Source organism: Micromonospora sp. R311, assembly GCF_056780015.1.
In genome coordinates this window covers 1-26,186 of sequence record NZ_JBSWCE010000062.1, presented here as the reverse complement: position 1 = coordinate 26,186, position 26,186 = coordinate 1, and the positions used below count along the sequence as shown (strand labels likewise).

Below are 26,186 nucleotides of genomic sequence, written 5' to 3'. Positions count from 1 at the left end.
AGACCAGCCATCCGATAACAGACCGTGACCGGCCCGCGTTCGCAACCGGGCACTCGCACCAAACGAATACGCGACCCTGCCAGTCGTTCCGAACATCACTGTTCTCGGCAGATGCGGATGCTCGGCGCGGGCGGCACAGGTCCCGGCCAGTGACAGAGCGTCATCCTGACGGCGTTGATGAGGTGAATTCCGACTACTCGATCAACGGCGCCTGCCAGTCGGACGGAGCCAGCAGTCGGGGCGGTGCCGGTACACGCGCAGGTCGCGTCCGTGCCGGCGGCCGTACTCGGGCGTGATCTCGTAAAGGCAGGCCTGCCAGACGACGGTCTCCCCGCCGCCGGACACGACCTGGCCGTCCCCCGGTCCGCCGCGTAGCAGCACGTCCACGTCCTCGACCGTACGCAACCCATCAGCGCCGGGACGTGGCGTACGAGTCTCCGACCCAAGCGGTACCCCATCGGCACCGATGTCAACGGCCGTGTCACATGCGGGTGAGTCGGTGGTCGAGGGCGGTGTGGCGGCGGCCGGCGCTGACGGTGCGGATGGCGGCGGCGAGGGCCCGTCGGGAGCCGACGAGGACGACGAGTTGTTTGGCGCGGGTGACGGCGGTGTAGAGCAGGTTGCGTTGCAGCATCATCCACGCACTGGTGGTCAGCGGGATGACCACTGCCGGGTATTCGGAGCCCTGGGAGCGGTGGATGGTCATGGCGTAGGCGTGGGTGAGTTCGTCGAGTTCGTCGAAGTCGTAGTCGATGCTCTCGTCCTCGTCGGTACGCACGGCCAGGGTCTGCTCTTCGGTGGAGAGGTGGGTGACGATGCCGAGGGTGCCGTTGAAGACGCCGGCTTGGCCTTTGTCGTAGTTGTTGCGGATCTGGGTGACCTTGTCGCCGATCCGGAACACCCGCCCGCCCATCCGCCGCTCTGGCTGGCCTTCGCAGTGCGGGGTGAGGCGCTGCTGCAGCAGCGTGTTCAGGGCGGCGGCGCCGGCGGGGCCGCGGTGCATGGGGGTGAGGACCTGCACGTCCCGGCGCGGGTCGAGGCCGAACTTGGCGGGGATGCGGGTGCAGGCGACGTCGACCGTGAGCGCGGCGGTGGCGTCAGTGTCGTCGCAGGCGAACAGGAAGAAGTCCGCCATGCCATCGAGGAGGGGTGGGCGGCCGGCGTTGATGCGGTGGGCGTTGGTGACGACGCCGGACTGGGCGGCCTGGCGGAAGATCTGCGTCAACCGCACCCGCGGAACAGTGGGGGCGGCGAGCAGGTCGCGCAGGACTTCTCCGGCGCCGACGGAGGGGAGTTGGTCGACGTCGCCGACCAGGAGCAGGTGCGCGCCGGGCGGGACGGCCTTGACGAGTTTGTGGGCCAGGATCAGGTCGAGCATGGAGGCCTCGTCGACGACGAGGAGGTCGACGTCGAGAGGGTTGTCCCGGTCGTAGGAGGCCTCCCCTCCCGGACGCAGCTGCAGCAGGCGGTGGACGGTCGCGGCGGGGTGGCCGGTCAGCTCCGAGAGGCGTTTCGCGGCGCGGCCGGTCGGGGCGACGAGGGTGACCTTGGCTTTCTTGGCGGCGGCGAGTTCGACGATGGAGCGGACGGTGAAGCTCTTGCCGCAGCCCGGCCCACCGGTCAGGACCGCGACTTTCGAGGTGAGGGCGAGGCGGACGGCCTGTTCCTGTTCGGGGGCCAGGTCCGCGCCGGTGCGGGCCTTCAGCCAGGTGAGGGCCTTGCCCCAGTCGACGCCTCTGAAGTGGGGCAGCCGGTCGGCCCGGTCGCCGAGTAGGCGCAGCAGGGAGGAGGCGAGGGACTGCTCGGCGCGGTGGAACGGCACCAGGTACACCGCGTGCACCGGCTCTCCGTCGCCGCCGGGCAGGGGTTCGCGGACGACGCCCTCGTCGGCGGCCAGGGTGTCGAGGCAGTCGGTGACGAGGTCGGCGGGCACGTCGAGGATCTTCGTGGCGTCGGCGACCAGCTCGGGGGCGGGTAGGTAGCAGTGGCCTGAGTCGGTGGCCTCGGACAGGGTGTACTGCAGGCCGGCCATGACTCGCTGCGGGCTGTCGTGGGGGATGCCGACGGCTTGGGCGATGGTGTCGGCGGTCTTGAACCCGATGCCCCACACGTCGGCGGCCAGCCGGTAGGGCTCGTTGCGTACCACCGAGATCGACGCGTCGGCGTACTTCTTGAAGATCCGCACCGCCAGGGATGTCGACACCCCAACGCCTTGGAGGAAGACCATCACCTCCTTGATGGCCTTCTGCTCCTCCCACGCAGCGGTGATCTTCGCCGTGCGCTTCGGCCCGAGCCCAGGTACCTCCACCAGCCGGGAGGGTTCCTCCTCGATGACGCGGAGGGTGTCCAGGCCGAAGTGGGCGACGATCCGCTCGGCGAACACCGGTCCGATGCCCTTGACCAGACCGGAGCCGAGGTAGCGCTGAATGCCCTGGATCGTGGCCGGCAGGACGGTGGTGTAGGAGTCGACTTCGAATTGCTTGCCGTACTTCGGATGGGATGACCATCGCCCGTGCAGGCGCAGGCTCTCCCCCGGCTGCGCACCCAGCAACGCGCCGACCACCGTCAACAGGTCGCTGCCGCGGTCGGTGGCGACGCGGGCGACGGTGTAGCCGGTTTCCTCGTTGACGTAGGTCAACCGCTCGAGCACCGCGTCCAGGACGGCAAGCGGTACGCGGGCGGGAGCGGTCATGCCTCACATCGTGCCGCCTGTCGACCCGGCACAGACACCCGCCCAGCCCCTCGCCTGCAACCAGGATGGGTGACGGCGTGACTCGCTCGCTACCGGAAAGCCGATGGGCCTTCCCGCCGGGGCACCTCACGGTTCGTCACTACGGGTCAGGGTGGCGCCCTCGCCCCGGCCAGTGCGACCTCGTCATCAGCGGCACGCCGGGGCGGCAGGCAGGGCCCCGGCGGTCACCATCCGATTCGGCGGCGCGGCGCGGAGGCCGAGGCTCGGGGGTGAAACGTCCGAGTTGCGCCGCCGCGCCTTTCCAGTGATGACGTTCGATGGCCACGATCGTGAGAGACGGTCAGAGCTTCGCCAAGGACCTCAGCCGTCCGCAGCTGATCGCGGTCACGGACAACGTCAACCAGTCCAAGGGCGACCAGGACCCGTCGACGTGGCAGCCGCCCCGGACGGCGTACCGGTGCACCTACAGCAAGATGTGGGTCACCGTGAACTACAGCTGGGGCCTCAAGCTGCAGTCGTCGGAGAAGTCCGCCCTGCAGAGCATGCGCAACACCTGCCCTTCATGACCGGAACCCCGACCGGTGTTCACCATGCTTTCCGCGCGTCGACGCCGCGCGGTCGTTCCGCACTGCAGATGGCCGTCGGTTGGGCATAGGCACGGCGGGCCGGCTGACCACCGGCCCCCGCACCGGTAGCACTACGCCCGATCGTCGTGCCGTACGAACATGCCAGCCGAGGCGTAGCAGGTCCGTGATCACCTCGGCGGCGACACCAGGGCCACCGCGTCCCCGGCCTGGAACGCTTTCCGCTTGCCAGGCCGGGGACGCGGTGGCTGCCGACACACGTTCCGGCCGCCCTTTCCGGTGCCGCCGACGGCGGGATGCGCCTGCGCCCGAGGAGACTGGCAGCCTGACGCCAGCCGCGTCGGCGAGGTCGTGGTCCCGCGCGCTTGCGCGTCACCGCCGGCACCTACCTGCCGGGTGGTGTGCACGCCGTCATCCGTCGTCTCGTCCGACATAGCGGTATACCGGCGGGAGGTCCTCCATCTCGTCGCGGACGTACTGGTGCTCAACGGGCTGGTTCGGCTGGTCGGCGGCGCCGATGTAGGAGCCGCTCTGCGTGAGCAGCAGCGTCCGCGGCAGCCCTCCCGTCTCGTCGACCTCAACCGGTGACAGGCGACCGTCGACCGGGCCACCCAGGAACCAGACCTCCACGGCGGGCATCAGCGGCCGCCCGCCGTGGCACCGATCGCGGTGACCAGCCCCGCCACCGCCGCGATCAGCCCCGCGACCGCGCTGGCCAGGCCGGCCACCCGGGCCATGTGTTCCGACGCCGCCGACCCACCTGCTCCGCGTGCCTGTCTCCTATCCCGCCCGGTCATGATCACGTCCCTTCGGTCTCTGGGGGGCCGCCGCGCCTTCCTGGTGCCGCCCCGCTGGTACGCCGAAGTCTCCGCCAACATGTCCATCGCCAACATGGGCTTCGCCGACTTCGCCGACGCCGCCGACGAGTCCGGCACTTTTCGCGGCTTCAAGGGTGACTGATCAAGCCCGTGAAGGACAGCCCGCCGAGTTGGGCACGCCGCGGACTGGAGGGCGAGGCACAAGGTCTACCAGTACCGGCCGCCCGGGCCGGAGACGACAGACTGACAGCTTGTCGCAGCACGTCGATAGCCCTCGCCGTCAGCTCTTATCCCGCGCCTTGAAGTGGCACCCCGGTTGGCCCGTTCCGACCCGGTACCCGTTTCCCTACTCAGAAATTGGCCCGGCTTGCCGGCGGCGCAGCGTGCGGATCCACCCCTGGGCGGTGTGCCGGGGCACGTCATAATGGTCGGCAACAGCCGTCACATTGCCGGCCTGCTGGTAGACCGCTTCGAGATCGGCCGGTGAGCGCCGGTACACCCGTCCCTCGCCTCCGGAGGATCCGCCTTGGGCGGTCCGCTTCCTGGCCTTCGTCGCCGTAGTCGTGGCCTTGGCCCCCGTTACGGTCTTCGGCTTGCCCGCTCGGCTGTGGGTCGCGCCGGCGCCTGACGCCCGGGTGGCCTTCTTCGCTTTGCTTGCCTTGGTCGCCGGTGACGCCTGCTTGGGCACCACGACGTCAACCGCACCAGCGCCTTCAGGGTTACTCGTAGCCGGCTCATCCGCACCCGTGGTAGGGGCGGTGGGCTGGACCGCCGTCGGCTCGGCGGCGGGCTCACCGTCGTCAACGGGCACGGCACCGGCTGCGGGCGCCTCGTCGGATACGGCGATGGGCGGCGTGGCTATCGCCTGCCGCCCACCGGCGGCGGGCGCGATCGCCCTCAACAGCAGATCCAGGTCGACCGCGGGGATCTGGCCTGCGGTCAGCCCGTCCCCCTGCCCGGCGCGTACCACCAGTTCGGTGATGCGCGGGGTGGTGTCGTTCACCTCGACCTTCAGGGTTGTGGTCGCTCGACTGGGATCGTCAGCGGCGATGGTGATGGTATAGGAACTCATCGAATCATTCCCTCCAATGTGGATACCGGTTGTCGCCTCATGTAAGACGTCCGGCATCGCGGCAGGAACTTCACCTGTTAACCGATTGGTGTTGGTGAAGAAAGTACCGCAGGCCCTGATTTGCTATTTCAACCCATCACCCAGGTCGGTCGCTCAAGCGGTACGGCGCCGCTTGTTTTTGATCCTGTCGGCGACGGCGGTTGCGGCCTCGTGGTGCAGCCGCTTGACGACGCTCTGGTAGGTGTCTCGAGTGAGTGTGGTGGTGGAGTGGCCGAGTTGGTCGGAGACGACTTTGATGTCGACGCCGGCGTCGAGGGCGAGGGTGGCGGCGCCGTGGCGGAGGTCGTGCAGTCGGATGGGTGGCAGCCCGGCTTGTTTGACGAGGCGGCGGAAGCGTTGGGTGACCGAGTTGGGGTGCCACGGTTTGCCGTCGGGGCGGACGAAGAACAGCCCGGTGTCGGGCCAGTCCTTCCCGGCGGCGAGACGCCAGGCGGCGCGGCGGGCCTTGTATGCGGTGAGGACGGCGACGGTGTCGGGGTCGAGGATGACCTCGCGGTTGCCGGCGTCGCTCTTGGGCCGTTTCTGGTGGGCCTCGTAGCCGTGGGTGGCGATCTGGTTGACGATGCTGACCTCGCCTTTGGCGAGGCGGACTTCGGCGTCGAGCAGTCCGCATGCTTCGCCGCGGCGGGGTCCGCGGTAGGCCATGAGGTGCAGCAGGGGGTGCAGGCCCGGGGCGTGCTCGGCGGCGTAGTCCAGGAACTGGATGAGAAGGTCGTCGGTCCAGACCATGACAGGGCCGGGGACCTTACCGGTGGCCTTCCACCTGGCGACGCGTTCCGGTTCCCACACAATCGGCTTGGCACGAGCGTTGGGGGTCTTGACCAGGGTGGCGGGGTTCGTGACGCCACTGACCACCTCGCGGGCGAGGGCGTCGTTGAACGCCTTGCGCAGGGTGGCGCGGATGCGGGCGATGGTGGCGGGTCCGGTGGGTCGCACCCCTCGGACGCTGGCGCGGGTGTCGGGGTCGGGGCTGGCTTTCGCGGTGACGATGTCGGCGTTGCGTTGCTTGATCTTGTCGATGAGGTCCTCGACGTGGTGGGGGCGCAGCTTGTCCAGGACGACGTCACCGATGTGCGGGATGAGGTGCACGCGGACGTGGGATTCGTAGCCGCGGCGGGTGTTGTCATCGACGGTGATCCGCTGCAGCCAGGTGGTCAGCCAGTCGGCGAGGGTGGGCACGCCGACCAGTGGGGTGTCGGTGCGGAGCCGGTTGCGGACGGTGTCGACGTCGGGCAGGGTGCCGCCGGCGCGGAGGGTGGCTTGCAGCAGGTCGCCGATTTCGATGCGGTGGCGGCGGTTGCGTCCGGCGAGGTCGAGCAACTGTCGGGCGTGGTCGAGTTCGTCGGCGGCTTGTTTGTGGGTGTCGAAGCCGGTGGGGCGTAGCTGTCGGCGGCGGCCCTCGGCGGTGGGTGGGAGTTCCAGTTGATAGGCCCAGTGGCCGTGGTCGGGGTTCCAGGACCGGTTGACGCGGCGGAGTTTCGGGCAGTGGTTGCCCAGGGGTTTGCGGGTGCGCGGGTCGCGGCAGCCGCATCGTTTGAAGATCGATCCGTGCGACATGGGTGGGTTCTCCGGGTGGGTTGGGCTGGTGGCTGCCGGGGGCAGCGGTTTTGTCGATCGACATGCACGCTCGACTGCCCGCGACGATCAAGTCGTCGCGGGCAGTCGCCGCTCGGGGGATCTAAGGTGCGGGTGGGTGCGGGTCGTCGCCGTCGGGTGGTGCCGTGGTGGTGAGGCGCAGGGCGGCGAGGAGGCCGGCGACGGGTATCCGGTACTGGTGGCCGGCCTGGATGACCGGGACGGGAAAGGTTCCGGCGCGGGCGAGGCGGTAGGCGGTGTTGCGGGACAGTCCGAGGATCTGTCCGGCGGTGACGACGTCGGTGGTCACTCCCAGCGCGCGAACGTCGTCCTCGGTCCATCGGGGTGTGGCCGCGGGTTCGGCTGGTGGCGGGTTGTGTGAGGCGGTGCGGGTGCGTCGCCGGTCGCTCATGCCGGGGCACCCTTCGTGGCGGCGTGAGCAGTCCTGCTCGCCGGTGAGGGCCGGTGGCCCTGCCGGGGGTGGCACGGTGGGGTGCGGCTGGTCATGTCGTCACCTGCCAGCGTCTGGGGCAGAGCAGCAGCTGTAGCGCTGCCGCTGCTTGTTGGGGGACGACGCCGTTGCCGAGTACGCGGAGTGCGGCGGTGCGGGGCAGGTCGAGGTCGGTGACCCAGCCTCGTTCGAGGCCCATGAGCCATTGCACGAACGGTGGTGCGAGGACGGGCTTGCCGTGGCGGCCGGTCTGGGTCGGTTCGGGGACGGGCTGGGCGAGCAGGAGTTCCCATCGGGCGATCGCGGCGGCGTAGGGCCCCCAGCGGGTGTCGTCGGGCGCTCCGAGTTCGCCGGGGAGGCTGTCGATGGTGGTGCGCAGGTCCGCGCCGCCGGCGCCGTGGGCGCCGGGGCCGCGCCGGTCGGACGAGCGTGGTGTGGGCAGCGTCCGGGCGGGGACCTGCACCGCCGCGGAGGGCAGGGTCAGGTCACTGTGCGATCCGCGCTGTCCGGGGCAGCCCTTGGCGCCGTCGGTTGCCCTGGGGGTGGGGAGCAGGACCTGTGAGAGGGGCGGCCGGAAGCCCTGTCCGGCGCGCCGTCCGGCGGTGCCGGTGTCGCTGGCCCTGGGAGTGGGCAGCAGCCGGTCGGCGTCGGCGAGGTCGTGCGCGACGTCGTTGGCGTTGGCGGTGCCGGGTCGGGCAGTGGTGTCGGCCAGCGGACGGCGGTCCACCAGCGTCGAGGTGGGCAGAAGACCGTGGCGGGTACCGCCGGGCTCGATCACGTCGGGCAGCCCGTACTGGTGGCCGGGGCCCTTGCCGTCACGGGCGCAGGGCGTCGGCAACGTCCGCACGCCTGGTGAGTCATTGGGTGGGAGTGGCCAGCAGGAACAGCCGGTCACGTCGGTGGGCGGCGCCGATGTCGGATGCGCGTAGGCATAGCCAGCTCGTGTCGTACCCGAGCGTGGCCAGGTCGGCCTCGACGACGTCGAGTCCCCTGCGGCGCAGGGCGGCCACGTTTTCCACGAAGACGAGCGGCGGTCGAAGTACGCGAACGGCGTCGGCGACGGCACTCCACAGGCTGGAGTGCGTTCCGGTGATCCCGGCGCGTTTGCCGGCGTCGGAGATGTCCTGGCAGGGAAATCCGGCGGTGAGGACCTCAACGGGCTCGACCCGGGTCCAGTCGACGGTGCGGATGTCGCCGAGGTTGGGCACGTGCGGCCAGTGATGTTCGAGGACGGTGCGGGCGTGTCGGTCGGTTTCGGCGTACCAGGCGAGCTCACCGCCGAGCACCAGCTCGACGGCCAGGTCGAGGCCGCCGTATCCGGTGCACAAAGATCCGATGCGCGGGCCGGTGGGACAGGCATTCAACCTCCCTCCCCCGGATCCCCGGCAGCGTCCCGGCTGGACCAGCCCTGATGGCGACCGGATTCGCCTTGGGAACACGTGGGTTCGCCGGAACTCGCGGGGGTCTGCGGTCGGCGGAAGATCAGCACGTCCTCGTGCGTGATCAGGTGCAGCGGCGTGCCGGCGGTCCGCGCCTTGCGGACCGCCTGGAGTTGGAAGAACGACGGTCGGGCGACCAGGTGCCCGTCGCGGACCGCGGCCAGAAGCGCGACGCACCGCTCGGTCGGCACTAGGCCGGCGCGCAGGCCAGCGGCGATGACCGCCGAGGGCAGGTCGACCAGCTGCCCGTTCTTGCGCCAGGGCCGGGCGGTGACCACGACCGTGCCGCCGGGACGGAGCAGGGTCGCGCAGCCGGTGAGGATCTGCTCGAACCCGTCGGCCAGCCCGGTGAGGTCGCGGTAGGCGAGGTTTCCGCGGTCGGTGCCGTCGTTGTAGGCGTTGTCGAACTTCGCCACCCCGCCCGCTCCCGGCCGGACCAAGCCGTGCACGGTGGGCCCGTAGGGCGGTGAGGTGACCACGAGGGCGACCTGCCCGGCGAGGGCGGCGGGCAGGAGGGACCGCAGCCGGGTTGCGTCGCCGCGGACCACCGACGCGCGGCCGGTGGCGCCCCGGGTGTGGGCGTGGCTGATGTTGGCATCCGCGATGTCCGACCAGCGGGACTCGTACTCCACGCCGATGGCGTCCCGTCCGGCGTGGATCGCCTCGACGAGGGTGGTGCCGATCCCGCACATCGGGTCCAGCACGAGGTCGCCAGGGTGGGTGTAGGTGTGCACGGCGTGGGCGGCGATCGCCGGGAGCATCCGGGCGGGGTGCTTGACCGAGTCGGGTACGTACCGGCCGCGGCGCTGCACCGGCCCGGTCTGCTGGGCGGTCGCCCACACCGACAGGCCCTCCGGCCCGTCCGGCGCCCGGTGACGCCCGCTGGTGTCGCGGTGCCGGCCGCGGTAGGTGTCCTCGGCCGGGCTGGCCGGCCGGTTCGGGTCAGCGGGGAAGGGGATGTGCTCAGCCACGGCGGTCACCGCCCTCCCGCCGCCCCTGCGGTGCCGAGGACGGTGGCGTGGTCGGGCTGAACACGAGCAGATCGGCGTGCACGCGCAGGTGCGCCACAGCCCACGGCTGGCTGGTCTGCTGTGCGAGGGTGAGCAGTTCCTCGTCGGTGACGTGGTAGACGAACGCGTCGCCGTCGGTGTCGGCGGCGACGGCGACGATGTGCTGCAGGTAGCCCAGGCCGACCGAGGCGGCGGCGGTGGCGACCGGGGTGAAGTCCTCCGGTCCGACCGTGCTGGCGGGGACGGTGACGACGAGGACGAGGCAACCGCCGGGGCGCAGCAGCCGTGAACAGGCGGTGAGCAGCCAGGCCAGTCGGATCCGATTGGTCGCGTCGGCGGTGTCGAGGGGCCAGCAGGCCACGACCAGACTGGTCGCCTCCTGCAGCGACGCGCCGGGGCGGGCCGGGGCGGGGGACGGGGGCAGGTCGGCGTCGGTGAGGTCGTCGCCGAACCAGGCGCCCATCTCCGGCAGGTCGCCGTCGTCGGACGGGGCGGCCGGGTCGTGGCGGGCCGGCGGGGTGGGCGCTCCGATGATGAGGCTGGAGGCGTCGGTGAACCAGCCCGGGTGGTGCCGGCGACCGCCGGCCGCGCAGACGGTGGTCAGGGCGTGGTCGCCGGTGAGGTCGACGACCGCCTCGCCGGGGCGGCTGTAGGCGGCAACGAGCCGGTAGGCCAGTCGGGCGCCGATGCTGCGGCCGGCGTCGGTCTCGCTGCGGGCGGTGCGCCACACGGTGACCGGCACCGGCGGGTCGCCGGCGACCAGGTCGATGAGGGTTGGGTCGACACCGGGCGGGTCGACGGGGTGGGCCGGGTCGGGGTGGTGCTGCGGCGTGTGCTCGCTCATGTGGTGTCGGCTCCGCGCCGCGCCGTGATGCGCTGACACCCTCAAACCGGCGTTTGTCAGCTCTGGCGGACACCCCCCGGTCTGACAGAGGTCTGACAGCGCCGTCCGCTGGCCGCGTCGTCCCCCGTCCGGGAGGCGGGCCGACCCGTGCTGTCAGACCGGCGCCGCCCGGCGTGGTCGTCGCTGCCATGACGGAAGGTGACGGACATCCCTGCCCCTGGCAACGACGGCCGCCAATGACATGGGCGTGTGGCCGGCAATGTCAGACCGGCGCCGCGCCGTGACGGGGTTCGCCTGTCAGCCCCGGCGCTGTGACGCGGTGTCGGCGGTGACGGTGCCGGCGTCCTGTCAGCCGGCCGGTGTCGCTGTCAGATCCCAGCCCCGCCGCCGCCGGGCGTCGCCGTGACCGACACGGTGCCACCGCCTTACTACCAGGCAGGCGGTGTCTGACAATGGCTCGCTGTCAGGCGCGTCCGTGGCGGCCCGGCGGGGTTGTCAGACCGCTGTCAGACGCCTCCGGCGGGCTCGGCCGGGGCTGTCAGATCCGTCGGCGAGGCGCGTGTCATCAGCGACGTGCCGGTGTCAACGCGCAGGTCACGGCCGGTTTGTCAGACCGCTGTCAGAGTCGGCGCCGACGGTCGCCGGGCGTCTGCCAGACAGGTGCGCCGGTGCGCGGACACGGTGTTATCGGGGTGCTGGCCTGGGCTGTCAGAGGTCTGTGAGGTCACCGTGGCGCAATCGGTGTCCATCACGCCAGGGTGACACCGCCCCGGCATGTCATCGCGATGATCTTCTATGACATGGAGTGTGTGGACATGACCGTGTCCGACCCGGACTGGCCCGACTCGCCGTTGGACGCCGTCGACGCCGCCTTCACGGCGCTGACCACCGGCCCCGACCCGATGACACTCGACCTGGACACCCTCGGACCCGACACCGGCCTGCCGGAGGGTGTCATGACACTCCCGGCGCTGCGCGACTGGCTGCTGCGTCATCCCCGCGCCTACACGGCGCGTGACGCGGTGTGGCGGGACCTGGTCCGCCGCGCCCGCCTCGACGGCCCGTCCTGGGTCATCGCCGCGGTGGCGATGGCGATGCCCGCGCTGCGCCGCCACGCCGGCCAGCTCCATGCCGGCTGGTCCGGTGACGCCGTCGACCTCGACGCGGAGATCCTCACCGGTTTCCTCACCGCGCTGCGCGACCGGGTCGACCTGGCCAAACCCGCCCCGTACGCGGCGTTGTGCATGGCCGCCTGGCGTGCCGGGCACGAGCTGCGCCAGCGCGCCGGCACCGCGGTGCCGGTGGAGGACGTGGAGCACGTCACCGGCCCCCGCGCCCCGCACGTCCCCTACGGCCACCCGGACCTGCTGGTGCGCCGTGCCGCCCGGTTGGGCTTGCTCGAGCACACTGACCTCGACCCCTACATCGACCTGCGGCTCGGGCGCCGGGCGATCGAACCCGTCGCCGCGCGTCTGGGCATCACCGTCGACGCCCTGCGCAAGCGGATGAACGGCATCGACGAACGCCTCGCCGACGCCCTGGCCAAGGGACTGCTCACCAGCGTCGTGTCCCCCAAGGCCCGCGAGTACCTGCAGAACCAGTCCGTGCACCGCACGCAGACCCGCACCGGCCGCGCCACCACCCGGCCCAGGCGGACGGCGCCCCCGGCAGCCGCCGCTGCCTGACCTGCAGGACATTCCTGACGCGGGGTCCGACCATGACGGTCGGACCCCGCCACTGCTGTCACCCCACCCCGCTGCCGCGATGCTTGCGAGCGCTGCGGCACGCCGAGGCAGCACCGGGCTGGACCCGCGCGCGCCCGGGCTCAGCTGTGGGACGCGGTACGGCCCATGTCGGCGTACAAGTCAACGTGCCCAACGCGGTACGACCGAATGTGCCCAGGTTCGGCCGGACGCAATTGGGTGGGTTCGACCGCCGCGCAGGTGCATGGACCCGCATCGGCGGAGCGTCACCTCGTCGCACCGCAGCGATCACGGTCGGTATATCCGGCTACTCAGTGTTACCCCTCGGGTGGTATTGGCGCCCAGATCGCGGCTAGATCCTGGCGGCCTCTGGATCCTCCGGCATTCTGAACCGTTCGCCTAAGCGACGAACGATCGCCGCCAACGCGAAGGCGAAGGCAACCAGCGCGTCTGCCCAGAGAAGCTTGAGTTCACCCTCAAACGCGGCGGTGTATCCCGCGAACAACGTCGCAACGAAGCAGACAGACGCGACCGACGACGCCATCACCAGGCTGCGAGGGGCATCGGCACGCCACTGCGGCCTCGGGGCGGCTTCAGCCTGACGGTTTTCGCTCCGTTGATCCCACCACTGAAGCAGCGATGCGCCCGCTGCCATCGACATCCACGCCAGCGCGAACCCGCTCAGGCTGAACTCTCGCGGCGGCATCTCACCAAGGATCAGGGTCATCACGAGTACCAGAAGGTGCCCGCTGCTGACCATGACGACCAACCCGAACAGTCGACCCCACCAGCCGAAGCGCCACCTTTGTCTCCTGACCAACGGCGTGCTGCGACCCGTGTCGGTGCCACCCTCCGCAGAGACCATGGAGCGCAGTATATGAAGGTCTCTTGGCGTTTGTCGTAGGTCGCGGTTTCATGATCGTCCAGGACGCGGCACACGGCGGCATATCCGGATGCCGACCCGACTATTGATGGTGGTGTTGAGACCACCGCCAGAATCCGCCGTGGCCGAACCGGGCTCAGCCAGGTACACGCACTCATCTCGCCTAACTCTTCGGTCGGGCGCCGGCAGCGGCGACGGCCATGACCGTCTCGCTGACCAAAGTCGACGTTGCCATGGTTCCTCGGCGGGCGAGGGGTCGCTGCCAACCTCAGCCGCCGGGGTGCGACACCGGGGGTAATTCGCCGCCGGCTAATCTCCCTTGCGGCCCGCATCCTGGCTGGGCAGAATCCCCTCGGCAAGGGTCATGATCCGGAAACCGGGGACGCGGGCCATACGGCAAACGGGGGTCGTAGCACGGTGATCAAGGAATCCTTCGGAGCGCTGGTCGAACGCCCCTTCCGGCTGTTGTGGGTCGGTCGGACGACCTCGGCGATCGGCGACGCTCTGATGCCGGTCACGCTCGCCTTCGCGGTGTTGTCCGTCGGCGGCTCGGCCAGCGAGATCGGCGCCGTCCTCGCCACCTCCACGGTCGTCCGCGTGCTACTGCTGATCTTCGGCGGCACCCTGGCCGACCGGATGTCCCGCCGGTTGCTGCTGGTTGGCAGCGACCTCTTCCTGCTGGTCGTTCAGGCAATCGTCGGCGTGCTGCTGCTGACCGGGCGCAGCAGCGTCGCCATCCTGCTGGCCGCGGCGGTGTGCTACGGGGCCGCGTCGGCGATCTCCAAGCCCGCGTTCACCGGCCTCGTCCCGCAGACAATCAGCAAACCCCGGCTCCAGCAGGCCAACGCGCTGATGGACATGTCGCGCAGCGGCGCGGACATCCTCGGACCGGCCGTCGCGGGCGTCGCCGTTGCCACCACCTCGGTCGGGTGGGTCTATCTGGCGGACGCCCTCACCTTCGGAATCAGCGCCGTGGCGCTGACCCTGCTCCGACTGCCACCGCTGGTCCGCAAGATGCGCACCAGTTTCTTCGCCGACCTGGCGGTCGGCTGGCGCGAAATGGCCTCCCGTACCTGGTATTGGGTGGCCCTGTGCGGGCACGCGGTCTGGAACCTCGGATCGACCGCGTTCTGGGTCCTCGGCCCGGTCATCGTCGCCAAGCAGGCCGGCGGCGCGTCGGGTTGGGGCATGGTGAGCGCCAGCATGGCGGTCGGCGCCCTGGTCGGCGGCGCGGTGGCGCTGCGGCTGCGACCGCGTCGCCCGCTGATCGTGGCCCACCTCGCGTTGCTGCTGACCGGCCTGGGCCTCGCCTCCCTGATCGGCCCGTCGCCGGTGGTCGTCACCCTACTGGCCGGGCTGGTGGGCGCCGCTGGCGTCGCATTCGTCAACAACGTCTGGACGACGGTGGTGCAGCGATTGATTCCGGAGGAGGTGCTGTCCCGGGTGAGCTCGTACGACTGGCTGGTGTCGTTCACCGTGGCGCCCCTCGGCTACGCCCTGGTGGGGCCCTTGTCGGAACGGGTCGGCACCGCCGCCACACTCCAACTGGCGCTCGCCGTGATCGTGCTCGGCGTCGTCCTCGTCCTGCTCGTGCCGCGGATCCGCCAGCTCCGGCAGAGCACAGACGGCGAGCTTTCCGGATGGCCGGAGCACCGCCCCGCCGCCGAGCCGGCCGCGGCCGCCGCCACCGCCAGCGGCCCGGCGGGCGGGGGCTCCGTCCGCGGGTGACCCGCTAGGCAGGCTTTGAGGCCAAGTTGCTGGCCGGCGATTCGAACCCCCACCCGATCGCGGTGGACCGGCCTGAACGAGCGACCTTGTCGGGGGTCGGAGCATGTCATGGAGCATGGCCAGCACGGTGACGCACTGCCAGGAGCTCCATCGCCGTACTTGGTGTTCGTCGAGGCCGACCTGGCTCTTGCCGGCCTGGAAGCTTTCTTCGACTGCCAATCCGCTGGCGGCTACCCGGACCAGCGTGGCAAGGGGCACTGCGCCGCTGGGCAGACACCTGGCCACCGTCGAGGGCGAAGTGGCCAAGGACCTGGTCTCAAGGCTTGCGCACCTGCCTGACGGCGATCGGATGCGCTGCTTCCTTCCGCGGTACGCGTTGCGCATCTGGGACCACGCGGACGAGCTCACTGATGTCGCCCTTTGTTTCCGCTGCCACTTGGTCAGCTACCGCCGGTGCGGCAAGGAGACCAGCTTCGGCTTCGACGCCAACGCGGCGGTCAGCAAAGGCCTGCTCGACGTGCTGCGCGCGCACGACGACTCGTACACCGGTCAAGCGTGATGTCCCGAGGCAGCATCCACGATGAGCCGGAATCGTTGCTCCAACCACCGTCCGTGCAGACTGCGAGGCGATTTCAATGCCGTTACGCAACGTTCCGAGGGAGCGGGGAGGTAGGCGAGAGCGAGCAACGCTTGCTGGCCGGGATCCAAGCGTCGCCATCTGCATCGACGTTGGGTTCGGCAGTCGCGGATCCGGTCGGCCAGGCGGTTCGGGGCGCGTGTGGACAGCGGAATCGCGGCAGGGTAAGACAGCAACGAGCTCCAGGTTGGAGCATCGGGTCTGAAGAGAGTGACTCGCGAGCCCGCCCGAAGCCGGCACAGTGGTGGACATTGCGACGGAGCGCTACCAGGGCCCGCAGTAGGGCTTGCGACTGGGGCGAGACTGCGAGAAGTGCTGGCGTCGCTTCAGCCCCCCGGCGCCTAACGGATTTGACCTTGGGTCACTGGGCACGTTCGGTCGTACTTACCTGGGTACGTTCACTCGTACGCCGACAGCCCAGCCAGATCACCCAGGGTGCGGCGCTGGGCCCGGTGCGATCCGGCGCATGCCTACCGAGCCGCCGGGCGCGAGGTCCCGTGCCCCGGATGTCAAGGGTTGTCAGAGCCTGAAGACCTTGCCGAGGTCTGGCACGGGACGCCACCGCCGGTTTGTCAGAACTGACAGCCGGCGGTCCGCGCTGTCAGCAGCGCAACGCGCCCGCCCCTGCGGTGCCGTCTGAGCTGGGCTTTCAGACGTGCGGCTTCGCTGCCAGACCCGTGTCAGGTCCAGGGGTGTCCGCCAGAGCTGACAAACGCCGGTTTGAGGGTGCGGAACATTTCCCGCGGCGCCGCACGAGGCGCTCCGGGGGTTCCGCCCGCCGCCGGGCCCCGAGGTTGGGGCTGACGCGAGCCGGGCGCCTCGGGTGCCGCGCCGTCTTGGTGCGCTGACACCTCACCGATACCCGCCACACCCGACAGGGAGGACGTGCTCCTCCCGAGGGTCTGTCGCGGCTCGACGACGTCCCTGCCTCCCGCGCCCGGCGGCGGCCCCTGACCGCCGTTTCGACGCCCCACCCCTGGCAGGGGGTGGGGCCGGAGGTGAAACCGCCCATGTCCCGCATCCCGGCACGTCTTCGTGCCCTCACCCACTCCCGCACCGCCCGGCAGGTGGGCCGCGTCGCCGCCGTCACCGGCGCGGTGATGCTGTTCCTGTCCGTTCCCGCCGCCGCGCACGCCGACACCGGCACGCCGGTGGTGCTGGCGGCGAACTCGCTGCCGGTGGTCATCAACAACCTGCGGCTGTGGCTGATCGGCATCCTCGCCGCCGTGGCCACCCTGTTCCTCGTCCTGGCCGGCGTGTACTGGGCCACCGCCGGGGGTGACCCGGCGCAGGTCGACAAGGCCAAGGGCGCGCTGAAGAACGCCCTGATCGGCTACGGCCTGGCGATCCTCGCGCCGGTGCTGCTGCAGGTCGTCAAGGGAATCGTCGGAGGCTGATGCCGTTATGGGTTGGCTGCTCGACCAGATCCTGGACTGGCTGGCGGCGGCGATCCTCGCGACCCTGGACGCGCTGATCGGGGTGATCAGCAGCGCGCTGCTGATCACCCCGAACGTCACCGCCCTGCCGCAGGTGCAGGCCCTGACCGGCCGTTCGGTGCTCGTCGTGGACACCGTCTTCGTCCTCGCCTTCGTCGCCGCCGGGGTGCTCACCATGACCGCCGGCGGCGACGAACGCTCCCGCTACACGATCAAAGACCTTCTCCCGCGCCTGATCGTGGGGTTCGTCTCCGCGCACTTCTCCCAGCTGTGGTGCGGCATGCTCATCGACCTCGCCAACGCCCTCACCGCCGCTGTCACCACCGGCGAGGGTGACAGCGACGGCGCGCTGCGGGCGATCAAGACGCACATCGCCGCCGGGCAGGACAAGACCGCGGTGCTGCTGTTCGTGATCTGTGTGGCGATCATCGCCGTGCTGCTGGCCGGCACGGCGTTCAGCGTGATCGTCCGCTTCGCCGTCGTGCTCGTCCTGACCGCCTTCGCCCCCTTGGCGCTGGCGTGTCACGCGCTGCCGCAGACCGATCCGGTCGCCCGCCTGTGGTGGCGCTCCTACGCCGGCACTTTGGCGGTGCCGGTGGTGCAGGGCTTCACCCTGTATGCCGGGCAGTGGATGCTCACCGACCCCGACCACCTGCTGCCCGTGCTCGGCCTGCCGGTCGACCCAGGCGGGTTGATCAACCTGTTCGTGGTGATGGTCATGCTGTGGACCACCCTGCGGGTGCCCGCCCTGATGCGCCGCTTCGTCTCCGCTTCAGGCGGCGGCCGTGGCACGAACATGGTCGGCGCCGCGGTGCGGGTGATCCTGGTGCAGCAGGTCACCCGCTCGATTCCCGGCCTCGGCCGGGGCCTTCGGGCGGTGGGCCGATGACCCCCCGCGACCACGCTGACACCGGTCGGGCGCGGATGCCCGCCGACGTCGACGCCCCCGACAAGGTCGCATACGGGCTGACATTCCGGCAGCTCGCGATCCTCGCCGTCGCCGCCCTCGCCTTCTACGGCGCCTGGCAGAGCCTGCACACCGTCGTGCCGGTGCCGGTGCTCGTCGGCGCCGCCGTTGTCGTCAGCGGGCTGGTCTTCGGTGTCGCGGTCGGCCGCCGTGACGGACTGTCCCTGGACGTGTGGCTACTCGCCGCCGTCCGCCACTCCCGGGCGCCTCGGGCGCTGTCGACCACCGACACGACGTCGAAGACCCCCGACTGGGTCCAGGCACCGAAGACGACGGTGATGCTGCCGGCGCCGCTGAAGCTGCCCGCCGACGCGATCGACGACGGCGGGGAGATCCACCTCGGCGGGGTCCGGGCGGCGATGGTCGCCGCCACCAACGTCAACCTCGCCCTGCGCACTCCCGACGAGCAGGCCGCGCTGGTCGACACCTTCGGCCGCTGGCTCAACAGCCTGTCCACGCCGACGCAGATCGTCGTGTCGGCGCAGCCGGTGGACCTGCACTCGGCCGCCCGCACCCTCGCCACCGCGGCGGACGCCCTGGCGCACCCGGCCCTGGCCGACGCGGCAACCGACCACGCCCGCTTCCTCGACGACCTCGCCACCCGCAGGGATCCGCTGCGCCGGCAGGTCCTCATCGTCACCCGCACCAGCGCGGGCGAGCGGGGCGAGCACGCCGCCCGCCGACGCGCCAACGACACCGTCCGCGCCCTGTCCGGCCTCGGCGTCACCACCCGGGCCCTCGACGGGGCGGCCGTCACGGCGGCGATCGCCGCCGCCGCCGACCCCTACCGCCCACCCCGACCCGGCGGCCTCGCCGCGCCCGACACCGTCATCACCGGGCCGGACATCCACACCGACAGAAAGAAGCGCCCCCGATGAAAGCCCGCACCCGTTCCCGCACGCCCACCAGCGGTGGCCGCCAGCCCTCTACGCTGGCGGCCACCGTCGCTCCCGCCTCTGTCGAGGTGACCCCGCGGATGCTGCGCGTCGGCGACGGCTACGCCGCGACCCTCGTCGTCACCGGCTACCCGGCCGAGGTCGGCCCGGCCTGGCTGGAGCCGCTGCTGTCCTGGCCGGGCCGCCTCGACCTGGCCCTGCACATCGAGCCGCTGCCCGCCCCGGTCGCCGCGTCCCGGTTGCGCAACCAGCGCGCCCGCTTCGAGTCCTCGCGGCGCGCCGACGCCGAGGCCGGCAAGCTGTCCGACCCATACGTGGAAGCCGCCGCGGACGACGCCGCCGACCTCGCCCAACGGCTCGCCCGCGGCGTGGCGAAGCTGTTCCGCGTCGGGCTCTACCTGACCGTGCACGCACGTACCGAAGACGAACTCCTCGAAGCCTGCGCGCAGGTGAAAGCAGCCGCCGCGTCGACGCTGATCGAGGTGCAGCCCGCCACCTGGCGACACCTCGCCGGCTGGACAACTACCCTGCCGCTGGCGACGGACTCGCTGCAGGTGCGCCGCACTATGGACACCCAGGCCCTGGCCGCCGCGTTCCCCCTCGCGTCGGCGGACCTGCCCGCGCCGCTGCCCGGTGACCCGCCTGCCGAAGGCGGCATCCTCTACGGCGTCAACCCCGACTCCGGCGGCATCGTCTGGTGGGACCGCTGGGCGCAGGAGAACCACAACTCCGTGGTCCTGGCCCGCTCCGGGGCCGGGAAGTCGTACTTCGTGAAGCTGGAGATCCTGCGCAACCTCTACCAGGACGTGCAGGTCGCCGTCATCGACCCCGAAGACGAGTACCTCCGCCTCGCCGACGCCGTCGGCGGAACGGTGGTGCGCCTCGGGGTGGCAGGGGTGAAGGTCAACCCCTTCGACCTGCCCGCCGGGGACACCCGCCCCGACGTGCTCACCCGACGGGGGCTGTTCCTGCACACCCTCATCAGCGTGCTGCTCGGCCAGCAGCCGCCCCCGGCGGAGCGGGCGGCCCTGGACCGGGCCATCCTCGCCGTCTACCGGGCCGCGGGCATCAGCGCCGACCCCGCCACCCACCACCGCCCCGCCCCGCTCCTGCGCGACCTCGCCGACCGCCTGCACGCCGACGACGACCCCGCCGCCGGCAAGCTCGCCGCCCGCCTCGCCCCGTGGGTGGAAGGGTCGTTCTCGGACCTGTTCGACGGGCCGAGCACCACCCGCCCCGACGGGCACCTCGTGGTGTGGTCGCTGCGGCACCTGCCAGACGAGCTGCGCACCGTCGGCACCCTCCTCGCCCTCGACGCGATCTGGCGGCAGGTCGACGCCCCCCGCCGGCTGTCCGCCCGCCGGCTGGTGGTGGTGGACGAGGCGTGGCTGCTGATGCGCGACGGCGAAGGCGCCCGGTTCCTGTTCCGCATGTCCAAGGCCGCCCGCAAACGCCACGCCGGCCTGACCGTCATCACCCAGGACGTCGCCGACGTCCTCGGCACCGACCTCGGCCACGCCGTCGTCGCCAACGCCGCCACCCAGGTGCTGCTCAAGCAGGCCCCGCAGGCCATCGACGCCATCGGCGACGCGTTCGGCCTCACCGCCGGCGAACGCCGCCTCCTGCTCGCCGCCCGCGTCGGCACCGGCCTGCTGATCTCCGGCACCAACCGGACCAGCTTCGAGGCCATCGCCTCCGACACCGAGCACCAGCTGTGCACGACAGGCTTCGAGTTCAACGAATCTGATCGGTGATCCCGACTGAACCCTGGGGCAGTTTGCCCCGGGGGCGCGAGGAGTGCCCCAGAGTTTAGGGAACTCCGGGCGCACGAGCCGGCGTGTGGGCTCGCCGGTGGCCGGCTGGGCCGCCGACGAGCGGGTGGGGCCAGGAGCGCTGCGGGTGTTACCCGCTGGGTGGGCAGCCCGGCATGCTGCCGCCCACGCAGCGGGTGCGCTGGTGAGGACTGTGCCCGCGCAGCGGACCCCTGTCGGCGTGCCGGCTCTGATGCAGAAACAGGTACGGCTTGATATATAGATCTTTATCGGCCTCAGCCAGCCTCCGGTGGGGGCTGCCTTGAGGGCCATAGGATTGGCCGCCGAGCACGATAGGTGACCCTGCGTTACAAGCAAACACTCAGCGGGCGAACCGCTCCGCATCCGCTTCTGCCGATGAGCGTGCGTCACTATGCTGTCGTCCCGGACCGCGATGTGGGGGGCTCCGAGGTGTCTGCGACCGCATCCCTGTACGTCCTCGATCGAGACCGGGTGGTGGAACTGGTCTGTCTAGGCCGTGTCTCCTGGATCTTGGCGGGTGGGATCCAAGGTGAGGTTGAGTAGTTCCAGGCCGGTGACGGGCTGGAAGCCGATGTCGGTGTAGAGCGTCAGAGCGGGGGTGTTGTCGGTCTCGGTTTGGAGTGAAACGCGATGCGCGCCAGCGGCACGGGCGTTGTGGATGACGTGCTGGAGCAGGGCGTTCGCGATACCGCTGCGGCGATGGTGCGGGGCCACGTAGAGGTCGCGGATCGACCATGAGGTGCCCAGCATGAGCGATGCCGGCATGATCGTGACCGTGATGAAGCCGCAGACGTGATCAGCTCGGGTGGCGGCAGCGGCGGAGATCCGGTGTTGTGCGAGTTGGTCGTGCAGCCAGGAGCGGGTGATCTCTGGGGTTGACGGTTGGCCGTAGTGCGCCCGGTAGTCGTCGAACAGAGCAGCTACCTGATCGAACGCCGGATAGGCGGAGGCTATTGGCACGATCGTCGTCGTCATGCCGTAAGTGTGGCCGACGGTTAAGCCAGTGTGTCTGTTAGTGCCGGACCACGTCAGCGAGCGCGCGTCGATACGGTCGATTGTGGCCGTGAACCTTCGAGTAGGCCGCTATTCTCGGCCGACCCAGGTGGCGACGCACGCCTCGTTGCCCTCGGCGTCGGCCAGGACCCACCACTTCGGTGCGTGCGCATCAGAGACCAGCTGGCCACCCGCGGCCAATGCGGCGGCGATGCGGGCCTCGGCCTGATCATGCGGGACGGCGACATCAAGGTGCATGCGGTTGCGTTGTGGACGCCGGGCGTCCATTGGCTGCAACCCGAAGCCCGGCCCCCGGCGCGCCGGGTCGGCTAGATAGTCATCATCGATCTGGCGGTAACCCAGCAGCGCCCGCCAGAACGGCAGCACGTCCGCGCGGACGAGGGCGTCGAGGGTGACGTTGATGAGCTGCACGGCGGTCGGGTCGGCGGGGATGTCCAGTTCCCCGGCGGCAGCCGAGATCCGCCGGGCCAGCGCAACGTCGCGCGACAACAGGGACACCGTGACGCCGGCATGACGCAGATCGACGTTGACGTACTGCTGCTCCGCGCCACCGACGAGGCGGCCGACCTCATCGACGAGCGCTATGCCCTTGGCCAGCGATCCGGTGCGGAAATACGCCGAGACCACGTGGTAGAGGCAGCGCCAGTCCTCGACACCGTCGGCCGCGTGGAACTGCCCGGCCGTGATCTGCACCGTCATGCCGGCGAACCTAGCATCGGCGGCGCGACGGAGCGCACGGTGGCTCTCGCACTCACTGGTCGGCGGTGCACTCTCATGCCGCCGTCCGTGCGCGCATACTGATCGCGAGTGGTCACGCTCGGTAGCTGGCCTTTGAGCCGAGCAGGCATCCTGATCTGCCGATGACAGTGTGTCTCACTCCTGGGGAGCGGGGCGTTTTCCGATGCTGCTCTGCAGGCGAAGGAGGTAGCCGTCTGGGTCCTGCACGAGGAATTGAACTACCCCGGCCTCTTCCGTGCCGGTCCGGTACCACTTCTCCTCGGGCTCCAGGAATAAGGACCACTGAGCTGCTGCAAGACGCTGCAGCGGCTCTTCGAGGCTCGGAACACCGACCTGGAGATTAACGCCGCGCCCTAACGGGACATCGAGCTCGCCGGTTCGCCAGGTCCGCCCCACGCCGATCTGGTCGAGCATGAGATGGGCCCTTCCAAGGACGAGATAGGCGAAGCCGTCCTCGATGCGCGCGTATGAAACGTCGAAGCCCACCAGATCGCACCAGAACCCCAGCGAGGCGGTCAGGTCGAGGACCGCAAGCTCGGGCACCAGTTGCGGCTCACCCTCAGTCATACACGCGAGTCTGGCATGAGTGGGTTCATTCTCAGGCCACGGTGACGCCATGTCGTGTCCCGCCCTGCGAGGCGGCGCGTTATCGCACTCGCCACCGCCGACGTCGAGACGCTCAACAGAACCGCCGACCAGTGGACCGGACAACGGGCCGACGAAAACGAGTTCATCGACGACCAACTGGGCCAGGAACTCATCCGCGACGTCGCCACCCGATCAGCGGAGGCAGAGCGGACCATGTGTTCGATCTACTGCTGGATCTGCTAACGCATCGACTAGGCCGCCCACGTACCCAGCCATTCGCGTGTACCGGCCCAAGATCAGGTGCACTGATCTGCCGCCGGTCGTGCGCGCCGACCGCGGGGCACCCGTCACCGCCTGTAGCCGGCCCACTTGGTGGGAACGCCCTGCTTTGCCGAAGAGCGGATGTCTGCCGTGCCGGACGGTCAGCCGCCGAAGCGGGCTCGGTACTGGCCGCGGGTGATCGTATGGACGGCGACGGGTTGATGGTGCCCCGGTACGACAGTGTCGAATTTGCGCGAAAGTCCCAGCTTCTCCATGACCCGTGCCGACCTGACGTTCTCGACGTGGCGAACGCTGATGATGCGGTCTAGGCCACGGTCGAGGAAGCCGAACCGCATGGCTGCCGTGGCCGCCTCTGTGGCGTACCCATATCCCCAGGACCCTCGATCGAGCCGCCACCCAATCTCCACGGCCGGCATCACCTCCGGCAGGAAGTCGGGCACCGCGAGTCCAGCCCATCCGATCAGTACGCCGGTCTCGCGAACCTCGACGGCGAACAGGCCGTGTCCGCGCTCCTCCCAGTTCGCGATCATCTTTTGCAAGCCTTCAGCGCTCTGCCGGCGATCGCGCACGGAGCCGTCCATGATGTAGCGCATCACCTCCGGGTCGGCGTTAATGGCCGCGAGGGCGTCGAGGTCGTCGTCTCGCCAGCCGCGGAGGGTCAGCCGCTCGGTCTCCAAGGTGATCACGGGATTATTCTCGATGCCGCACCTTCCCCGCTCCAAGGCGGGCCGCCCCCGGCACGGGACCTCACTCCAGCCATCGGCGTCCTCGGACGGGCGCCCGCGATGCTGAGATCGCGAACGCACCACGTCCGGATCTGCCGCTGACCGCGCGCCGGTGACCGGATCTGCCGAATTGAGGATGTCTGGCTCGCGACTCAAGCGACTGGCAAGAGGTACGGCCCGTCCCCGGTAAGACGGGTAGGGACGGGCCGTAGCTGTGCGCAAGGGTGGACAGGACGGCGGTGAGCCGATGATCAGATGGTGAAGCCGCCGTCGACGTTGATCGTCGCCCCTGTGATGTAACGCCCGTCCGGGCTGGCGAGGAACGCCACCGCGGCGGCCACGTCGGCTGGCTCCGCGTAGTGGCCGAGGGCGGTGAACCCGTTGATCGTGTCGGCATTAGGGCCGTCGGCTGGGTTCAGTTCGGTGTCGGTGGCCCCTGGATTTACCAGATTCACGGTGATCGCCCTGCCGCCGAGTTCGCGTCCGAGCGCCTTGGTCAGGCCGATCAGGGCGGTCTTGCTCATCGCGTACAGCGAGAAGCCCGGGAAGACTGCCCGCTCGGCCATGTTGCTGCCGATGTTGATGATCCGCCCACCGGCCGACATGTGGCGCACCGCGGCCTGCGAGGCGATGAACGGCGCCCGTACGTTGACCGCGACGGTGTGTTCGAACTCTTCTAGGCTCAATTGCTCCAGCGGTCCGAGCAGGAACGCGCCGGCGTTGTTGACCAGGATGTCCAACCGACCCAGCTCACCGGCGACCCGGTCAACCGCGGCGACCACCGCCGCCGGGTCGGAACTGTCCGCCTGCACGGCGATCGCCCGCCGTCCCGCGGCCTTGATCTGGTCCACCACGTCGTCGGCGCGTTGCTGATTCTGCTGGAACGTCAGCGCCACATCGGCGCCCTCCTTGGCCAGGCGCAACGCCACTGCAGCGCCAATCCCACGACCACCACCGGTAACCAGAGCTACCTTGCCGTCAAGTGCGTTGTTCATGACGGAAAGCCTGGTCGACAAAAGGCCAGCTGTCCGGCGGTGATCGGACGCCGCGTTCGGGTCACCGGTACCAACGGCCCCACCTGCCCGGTGGCAACCACCCCCGACCGCACCGCCGACAACATCCACTTCTGCCGCGGACCGCGCGTCACAAGCAGTGAGCGGGAGACGCGCAGGCTCAGCCTCCGGTCGTGCCGATGACAGCGCGTTTTGGCTCGCGTAGGTTGGCGCCATGGCGACCTATTGGACTTTGGGGTGCGATGCCGACGACCCCCAGCGGATCGCTGCCTTCTGGGCGCTTGCCCTGGGATATGTCAAGGAGCCCGGTTTCGATGAGCCCGACAACGTGTCCATCGTCGACCCGGGTTGCAGGAGGCCCGCAATCGGTTTCCTGAAGGTGCCCGAGGGCAAGTCCGCTAAGAACCGGATACATATCGACGTCCGGGTGGCGGGTCCGGGTCCCTGGGACATGACAGAGCGTGCACGACTGATCTGGCGGAAGGTGCCCGAGTTGGTGGCCGCCGGTGCGACGGTGGTCCGCGAGGAGTGGTACGGCGACGCCTTGGGGCACGTCGTCATGCAGGACCCCGAGGGCAACGAGTTCTGCGTCGCCTGATGCCGTGATGGAGTGCGAGTTTGAGGGCGTGGTGTGGGAATGGCGAGGGCCGTCCCCGTACCACTTCATGACGGTCCCGCGTGAGTGTGCCGACGTCGTGCGCCAGTTGGCATCGGCGGTCACGTACGGCTGGGGCATGGTGCCCGTCGAGATTCGGCTCGGGCGAAGCCGATGGCGGACCTCGTTGTTTCCTAAGGACGGTGGCTACGTGCTGCCCCTGCGAGATTCGGTGCGCAACAAAGAGGACATCGGCCTCGACGACATCGTGCACGTCCGCCTGGTCGTGCTCGCGGGATAGCAGCCGCAGGTCGTAGCGCCGCGCGGAGTCAGCGCCGATCCCACTGCAGTGCGGTCCCGCAGAGCGGCACAGCAATCCGACGGCATCCGCATCTGCCGCGATCCGCGCGCTACGCAGCGTCACGCCGAGCTGGCCCGGTTGCCGTCCGGTCGTGCCGATGTGAGTGCGCGTCGTGACCGCCAGTGCAGCCAGGCTTGCGGGGTATGCCAGGCTCGGGGCCTACTGATTGACTATCGGCGTGGAGGACCGGCCCGATAACTTGTCAGCTCGACTGACGCGTGTGGCGGCGAAGTTGGAGGCTGCCGCGTCGATGCCCGGGGATCCGGTGATGTTCGGTGCAAC

28 protein-coding genes and 2 pseudogenes are annotated in these 26,186 nt (G+C 70.1%); 12 read left to right on the top strand and 18 right to left on the bottom strand.

All coding sequences use genetic code 11. The features are described from left to right. Positions 1-201 precede the first annotated feature (201 nt). Both AC1WTP_RS32635 and recD2 read right to left on the bottom strand, forming a co-directional pair. Entirely contained in the window at positions 202-387 is a 186-nt protein-coding gene (locus AC1WTP_RS32635) for a hypothetical protein (protein ID WP_481653080.1), read from the bottom strand. Positions 388-481: 94 nt separating this feature from the next. Next, a complete protein-coding gene (gene recD2 / locus AC1WTP_RS32630) occupies positions 482-2,692 on the bottom strand; it encodes an SF1B family DNA helicase RecD2 (RefSeq protein WP_481653079.1) in 2,211 nt (736 codons plus the stop codon). A gap of 317 nt (positions 2,693-3,009) precedes the next feature. On the opposite strand from recD2, the gene AC1WTP_RS32625 reads away from it, so the two are divergent. Continuing rightward, positions 3,010-3,258, top strand: coding sequence for a hypothetical protein (locus tag AC1WTP_RS32625; protein ID WP_481653078.1), 249 nt, complete (start codon positions 3,010-3,012; stop codon positions 3,256-3,258). A gap of 429 nt (positions 3,259-3,687) precedes the next feature. Here the strand turns inward: AC1WTP_RS32625 and AC1WTP_RS32620 are convergent, their stop codons facing one another. Then, on the bottom strand, positions 3,688-3,906 hold the full coding sequence (locus AC1WTP_RS32620; protein WP_481653077.1) for a hypothetical protein: 219 nt from the start codon (positions 3,904-3,906) through the stop codon (positions 3,688-3,690). A 165-nt stretch (positions 3,907-4,071) separates the two neighbouring features. Here AC1WTP_RS32620 and AC1WTP_RS32615 point away from each other — a divergent pair, with 165 nt between their 5' ends. Next, a complete protein-coding gene (locus AC1WTP_RS32615) occupies positions 4,072-4,236 on the top strand; it encodes a DUF6924 domain-containing protein (protein ID WP_481653076.1) in 165 nt (54 codons plus the stop codon). Positions 4,237-4,440: 204 nt separating this feature from the next. Here AC1WTP_RS32615 and AC1WTP_RS32610 read toward each other — a convergent pair whose 3' ends face one another. From AC1WTP_RS32610 to AC1WTP_RS32580, 7 genes are all read right to left on the bottom strand, one after another. Continuing rightward, positions 4,441-5,166: a hypothetical protein gene (locus tag AC1WTP_RS32610; RefSeq protein WP_481653075.1), complete on the bottom strand. Its 726-nt coding sequence runs from the start codon at positions 5,164-5,166 to the stop codon at positions 4,441-4,443. Positions 5,167-5,319: 153 nt separating this feature from the next. Further along, positions 5,320-6,783: a tyrosine-type recombinase/integrase gene (locus tag AC1WTP_RS32605; protein WP_481653074.1), complete on the bottom strand. Its 1,464-nt coding sequence runs from the start codon at positions 6,781-6,783 to the stop codon at positions 5,320-5,322. Positions 6,784-6,904: 121 nt separating this feature from the next. Beyond that, the gene (locus tag AC1WTP_RS32600; RefSeq protein WP_481653073.1) at positions 6,905-7,213 is read right to left on the bottom strand and encodes a helix-turn-helix domain-containing protein; all 309 of its coding nucleotides are present in this window, start codon (positions 7,211-7,213) and stop codon (positions 6,905-6,907) included. A gap of 91 nt (positions 7,214-7,304) precedes the next feature. Then, positions 7,305-8,099, bottom strand: coding sequence for a hypothetical protein (locus AC1WTP_RS32595; RefSeq protein WP_481653072.1), 795 nt, complete (start codon positions 8,097-8,099; stop codon positions 7,305-7,307). Positions 8,100-8,109: 10 nt separating this feature from the next. Further along, a complete protein-coding gene (locus AC1WTP_RS32590; protein WP_481653071.1) occupies positions 8,110-8,580 on the bottom strand; it encodes a DNA cytosine methyltransferase in 471 nt (156 codons plus the stop codon). Between the two features lie 32 nt (positions 8,581-8,612). Next, positions 8,613-9,671 carry a TRM11 family SAM-dependent methyltransferase gene (locus AC1WTP_RS32585; protein ID WP_481653070.1) on the bottom strand — a complete coding sequence of 353 codons (1,059 nt, stop codon included), beginning with the start codon at positions 9,669-9,671 and terminating at the stop codon, positions 8,613-8,615. Then, complete coding sequence (locus tag AC1WTP_RS32580; RefSeq protein WP_481653069.1) at positions 9,655-10,545, bottom strand: hypothetical protein; 891 nt, start codon at positions 10,543-10,545, stop codon at positions 9,655-9,657. The genes AC1WTP_RS32585 and AC1WTP_RS32580 overlap by 17 nt, the downstream gene beginning before the upstream one ends. A gap of 815 nt (positions 10,546-11,360) precedes the next feature. Here AC1WTP_RS32580 and AC1WTP_RS32575 point away from each other — a divergent pair. Next, positions 11,361-12,230 (top strand): hypothetical protein, encoded by an 870-nt coding sequence (locus AC1WTP_RS32575; RefSeq protein ID WP_481653068.1) that lies wholly within the window; start codon positions 11,361-11,363, stop codon positions 12,228-12,230. Between the two features lie 370 nt (positions 12,231-12,600). Here AC1WTP_RS32575 and AC1WTP_RS32570 read toward each other — a convergent pair whose 3' ends face one another. Next, positions 12,601-13,113: a hypothetical protein gene (locus tag AC1WTP_RS32570; protein WP_481653067.1), complete on the bottom strand. Its 513-nt coding sequence runs from the start codon at positions 13,111-13,113 to the stop codon at positions 12,601-12,603. A gap of 435 nt (positions 13,114-13,548) precedes the next feature. Between AC1WTP_RS32570 and AC1WTP_RS32565 the strand changes: the two genes are divergently transcribed. Further along, positions 13,549-14,859, top strand: a complete 1,311-nt coding sequence (locus tag AC1WTP_RS32565) for an MFS transporter (protein ID WP_481653066.1) — start codon at positions 13,549-13,551, stop codon at positions 14,857-14,859. A gap of 138 nt (positions 14,860-14,997) precedes the next feature. On the opposite strand, the pseudogene AC1WTP_RS32560 reads toward AC1WTP_RS32565, so the two are convergent. Further along, positions 14,998-15,129 (bottom strand): annotated as a pseudogene (locus AC1WTP_RS32560) (IS701 family transposase); the annotation flags it as partial. Here AC1WTP_RS32560 and AC1WTP_RS32555 point away from each other — a divergent pair. Further along, positions 15,104-15,418, top strand: a complete 315-nt coding sequence (locus AC1WTP_RS32555) for a hypothetical protein (RefSeq protein WP_481653065.1) — start codon at positions 15,104-15,106, stop codon at positions 15,416-15,418. The pseudogene AC1WTP_RS32560 and the gene AC1WTP_RS32555 overlap by 26 nt on opposite strands. 107 nt (positions 15,419-15,525) lie before the next feature. Here AC1WTP_RS32555 and AC1WTP_RS32550 read toward each other — a convergent pair. Further along, positions 15,526-15,672 (bottom strand): annotated as a pseudogene (locus tag AC1WTP_RS32550) (IS5/IS1182 family transposase); the annotation flags it as partial. 834 nt (positions 15,673-16,506) lie between these two features. Here AC1WTP_RS32550 and AC1WTP_RS32545 point away from each other — a divergent pair. From AC1WTP_RS32545 to AC1WTP_RS32530, 4 genes are read left to right on the top strand one after another with little or no spacing between them, the layout of a single operon-like run. Next, a complete protein-coding gene (locus AC1WTP_RS32545; protein WP_481653064.1) occupies positions 16,507-16,893 on the top strand; it encodes a pilin in 387 nt (128 codons plus the stop codon). 7 nt (positions 16,894-16,900) lie between these two features. Beyond that, on the top strand, positions 16,901-17,821 hold the full coding sequence (locus tag AC1WTP_RS32540) for a TrbL/VirB6 family protein (RefSeq protein WP_481653063.1): 921 nt from the start codon (positions 16,901-16,903) through the stop codon (positions 17,819-17,821). After that, complete coding sequence (locus AC1WTP_RS32535; RefSeq protein ID WP_481653062.1) at positions 17,818-18,777, top strand: PrgI family protein; 960 nt, start codon at positions 17,818-17,820, stop codon at positions 18,775-18,777. The genes AC1WTP_RS32540 and AC1WTP_RS32535 overlap by 4 nt, the downstream gene beginning before the upstream one ends. Further along, positions 18,774-20,549: a VirB4 family type IV secretion system protein gene (locus AC1WTP_RS32530; RefSeq protein ID WP_481653061.1), complete on the top strand. Its 1,776-nt coding sequence runs from the start codon at positions 18,774-18,776 to the stop codon at positions 20,547-20,549. The genes AC1WTP_RS32535 and AC1WTP_RS32530 overlap by 4 nt, the downstream gene beginning before the upstream one ends. Positions 20,550-21,077: 528 nt before the next feature. Here the strand turns inward: AC1WTP_RS32530 and AC1WTP_RS32525 are convergent. The 3 genes from AC1WTP_RS32525 to AC1WTP_RS32515 form a co-directional block, all read right to left on the bottom strand. Beyond that, positions 21,078-21,563 (bottom strand): GNAT family N-acetyltransferase, encoded by a 486-nt coding sequence (locus AC1WTP_RS32525; protein WP_481653060.1) that lies wholly within the window; start codon positions 21,561-21,563, stop codon positions 21,078-21,080. 108 nt (positions 21,564-21,671) lie between these two features. Beyond that, a complete protein-coding gene (locus tag AC1WTP_RS32520; RefSeq protein WP_481653059.1) occupies positions 21,672-22,301 on the bottom strand; it encodes a VOC family protein in 630 nt (209 codons plus the stop codon). A 174-nt stretch (positions 22,302-22,475) separates the two neighbouring features. Beyond that, positions 22,476-22,907, bottom strand: a complete 432-nt coding sequence (locus AC1WTP_RS32515; RefSeq protein WP_481653058.1) for a bleomycin resistance protein — start codon at positions 22,905-22,907, stop codon at positions 22,476-22,478. A gap of 54 nt (positions 22,908-22,961) precedes the next feature. Here AC1WTP_RS32515 and AC1WTP_RS32510 point away from each other — a divergent pair, with 54 nt between their 5' ends. Then, positions 22,962-23,171 carry a hypothetical protein gene (locus AC1WTP_RS32510; protein ID WP_481653057.1) on the top strand — a complete coding sequence of 70 codons (210 nt, stop codon included), beginning with the start codon at positions 22,962-22,964 and terminating at the stop codon, positions 23,169-23,171. A 179-nt stretch (positions 23,172-23,350) separates the two neighbouring features. On the opposite strand, the gene AC1WTP_RS32505 is transcribed toward AC1WTP_RS32510, so the two are convergent. After that, on the bottom strand, positions 23,351-23,896 hold the full coding sequence (locus AC1WTP_RS32505) for a GNAT family N-acetyltransferase (protein WP_481653056.1): 546 nt from the start codon (positions 23,894-23,896) through the stop codon (positions 23,351-23,353). 290 nt (positions 23,897-24,186) lie between these two features. Beyond that, positions 24,187-24,930, bottom strand: a complete 744-nt coding sequence (locus AC1WTP_RS32500) for an SDR family NAD(P)-dependent oxidoreductase (RefSeq protein ID WP_481653055.1) — start codon at positions 24,928-24,930, stop codon at positions 24,187-24,189. Between the two features lie 232 nt (positions 24,931-25,162). Between AC1WTP_RS32500 and AC1WTP_RS32495 the strand changes: the two genes are divergently transcribed. Together AC1WTP_RS32495 and AC1WTP_RS32490 are read left to right on the top strand one after the other, a co-directional pair. Further along, positions 25,163-25,546, top strand: coding sequence for a VOC family protein (locus tag AC1WTP_RS32495; protein ID WP_481653054.1), 384 nt, complete (start codon positions 25,163-25,165; stop codon positions 25,544-25,546). A 7-nt stretch (positions 25,547-25,553) separates the two neighbouring features. Then, positions 25,554-25,844: a DUF1905 domain-containing protein gene (locus AC1WTP_RS32490; RefSeq protein WP_481653081.1), complete on the top strand. Its 291-nt coding sequence runs from the start codon at positions 25,554-25,556 to the stop codon at positions 25,842-25,844. Positions 25,845-26,186 lie beyond the last annotated feature (342 nt).

What these genes read in the sequence shown, in the direction of transcription:
- AC1WTP_RS32495 (WP_481653054.1), top strand. Translation starts at nt 25,163, where the DNA reads ATGGCGACCTATTGGACTTTGGGGTGCGATGCCGACGACCCCCAGCGG.
- AC1WTP_RS32580 (WP_481653069.1), bottom strand. Translation starts at nt 10,545, where the DNA reads ATGAGCGAGCACACGCCGCAGCACCACCCCGACCCGGCCCACCCCGTC.
- AC1WTP_RS32525 (WP_481653060.1), bottom strand. Translation starts at nt 21,563, where the DNA reads ATGACGACGACGATCGTGCCAATAGCCTCCGCCTATCCGGCGTTCGAT.
- AC1WTP_RS32615 (WP_481653076.1), top strand. Translation starts at nt 4,072, where the DNA reads ATGATCACGTCCCTTCGGTCTCTGGGGGGCCGCCGCGCCTTCCTGGTG.
- AC1WTP_RS32575 (WP_481653068.1), top strand. Translation starts at nt 11,361, where the DNA reads ATGACCGTGTCCGACCCGGACTGGCCCGACTCGCCGTTGGACGCCGTC.
- AC1WTP_RS32540 (WP_481653063.1), top strand. Translation starts at nt 16,901, where the DNA reads ATGGGTTGGCTGCTCGACCAGATCCTGGACTGGCTGGCGGCGGCGATC.
- AC1WTP_RS32625 (WP_481653078.1), top strand. Translation starts at nt 3,010, where the DNA reads ATGGCCACGATCGTGAGAGACGGTCAGAGCTTCGCCAAGGACCTCAGC.
- AC1WTP_RS32515 (WP_481653058.1), bottom strand. Translation starts at nt 22,907, where the DNA reads ATGACTGAGGGTGAGCCGCAACTGGTGCCCGAGCTTGCGGTCCTCGAC.
- AC1WTP_RS32605 (WP_481653074.1), bottom strand. Translation starts at nt 6,783, where the DNA reads ATGTCGCACGGATCGATCTTCAAACGATGCGGCTGCCGCGACCCGCGC.
- AC1WTP_RS32490 (WP_481653081.1), top strand. Translation starts at nt 25,554, where the DNA reads ATGGAGTGCGAGTTTGAGGGCGTGGTGTGGGAATGGCGAGGGCCGTCC.
- AC1WTP_RS32610 (WP_481653075.1), bottom strand. Translation starts at nt 5,166, where the DNA reads ATGAGTTCCTATACCATCACCATCGCCGCTGACGATCCCAGTCGAGCG.
- AC1WTP_RS32545 (WP_481653064.1), top strand. Translation starts at nt 16,507, where the DNA reads ATGTCCCGCATCCCGGCACGTCTTCGTGCCCTCACCCACTCCCGCACC.
- recD2 (WP_481653079.1), bottom strand. Translation starts at nt 2,692, where the DNA reads ATGACCGCTCCCGCCCGCGTACCGCTTGCCGTCCTGGACGCGGTGCTC.
- AC1WTP_RS32535 (WP_481653062.1), top strand. Translation starts at nt 17,818, where the DNA reads ATGACCCCCCGCGACCACGCTGACACCGGTCGGGCGCGGATGCCCGCC.
- AC1WTP_RS32600 (WP_481653073.1), bottom strand. Translation starts at nt 7,213, where the DNA reads ATGAGCGACCGGCGACGCACCCGCACCGCCTCACACAACCCGCCACCA.
- AC1WTP_RS32500 (WP_481653055.1), bottom strand. Translation starts at nt 24,930, where the DNA reads ATGAACAACGCACTTGACGGCAAGGTAGCTCTGGTTACCGGTGGTGGT.
- AC1WTP_RS32570 (WP_481653067.1), bottom strand. Translation starts at nt 13,113, where the DNA reads ATGGTCTCTGCGGAGGGTGGCACCGACACGGGTCGCAGCACGCCGTTG.
- AC1WTP_RS32530 (WP_481653061.1), top strand. Translation starts at nt 18,774, where the DNA reads ATGAAAGCCCGCACCCGTTCCCGCACGCCCACCAGCGGTGGCCGCCAG.
- AC1WTP_RS32520 (WP_481653059.1), bottom strand. Translation starts at nt 22,301, where the DNA reads ATGACGGTGCAGATCACGGCCGGGCAGTTCCACGCGGCCGACGGTGTC.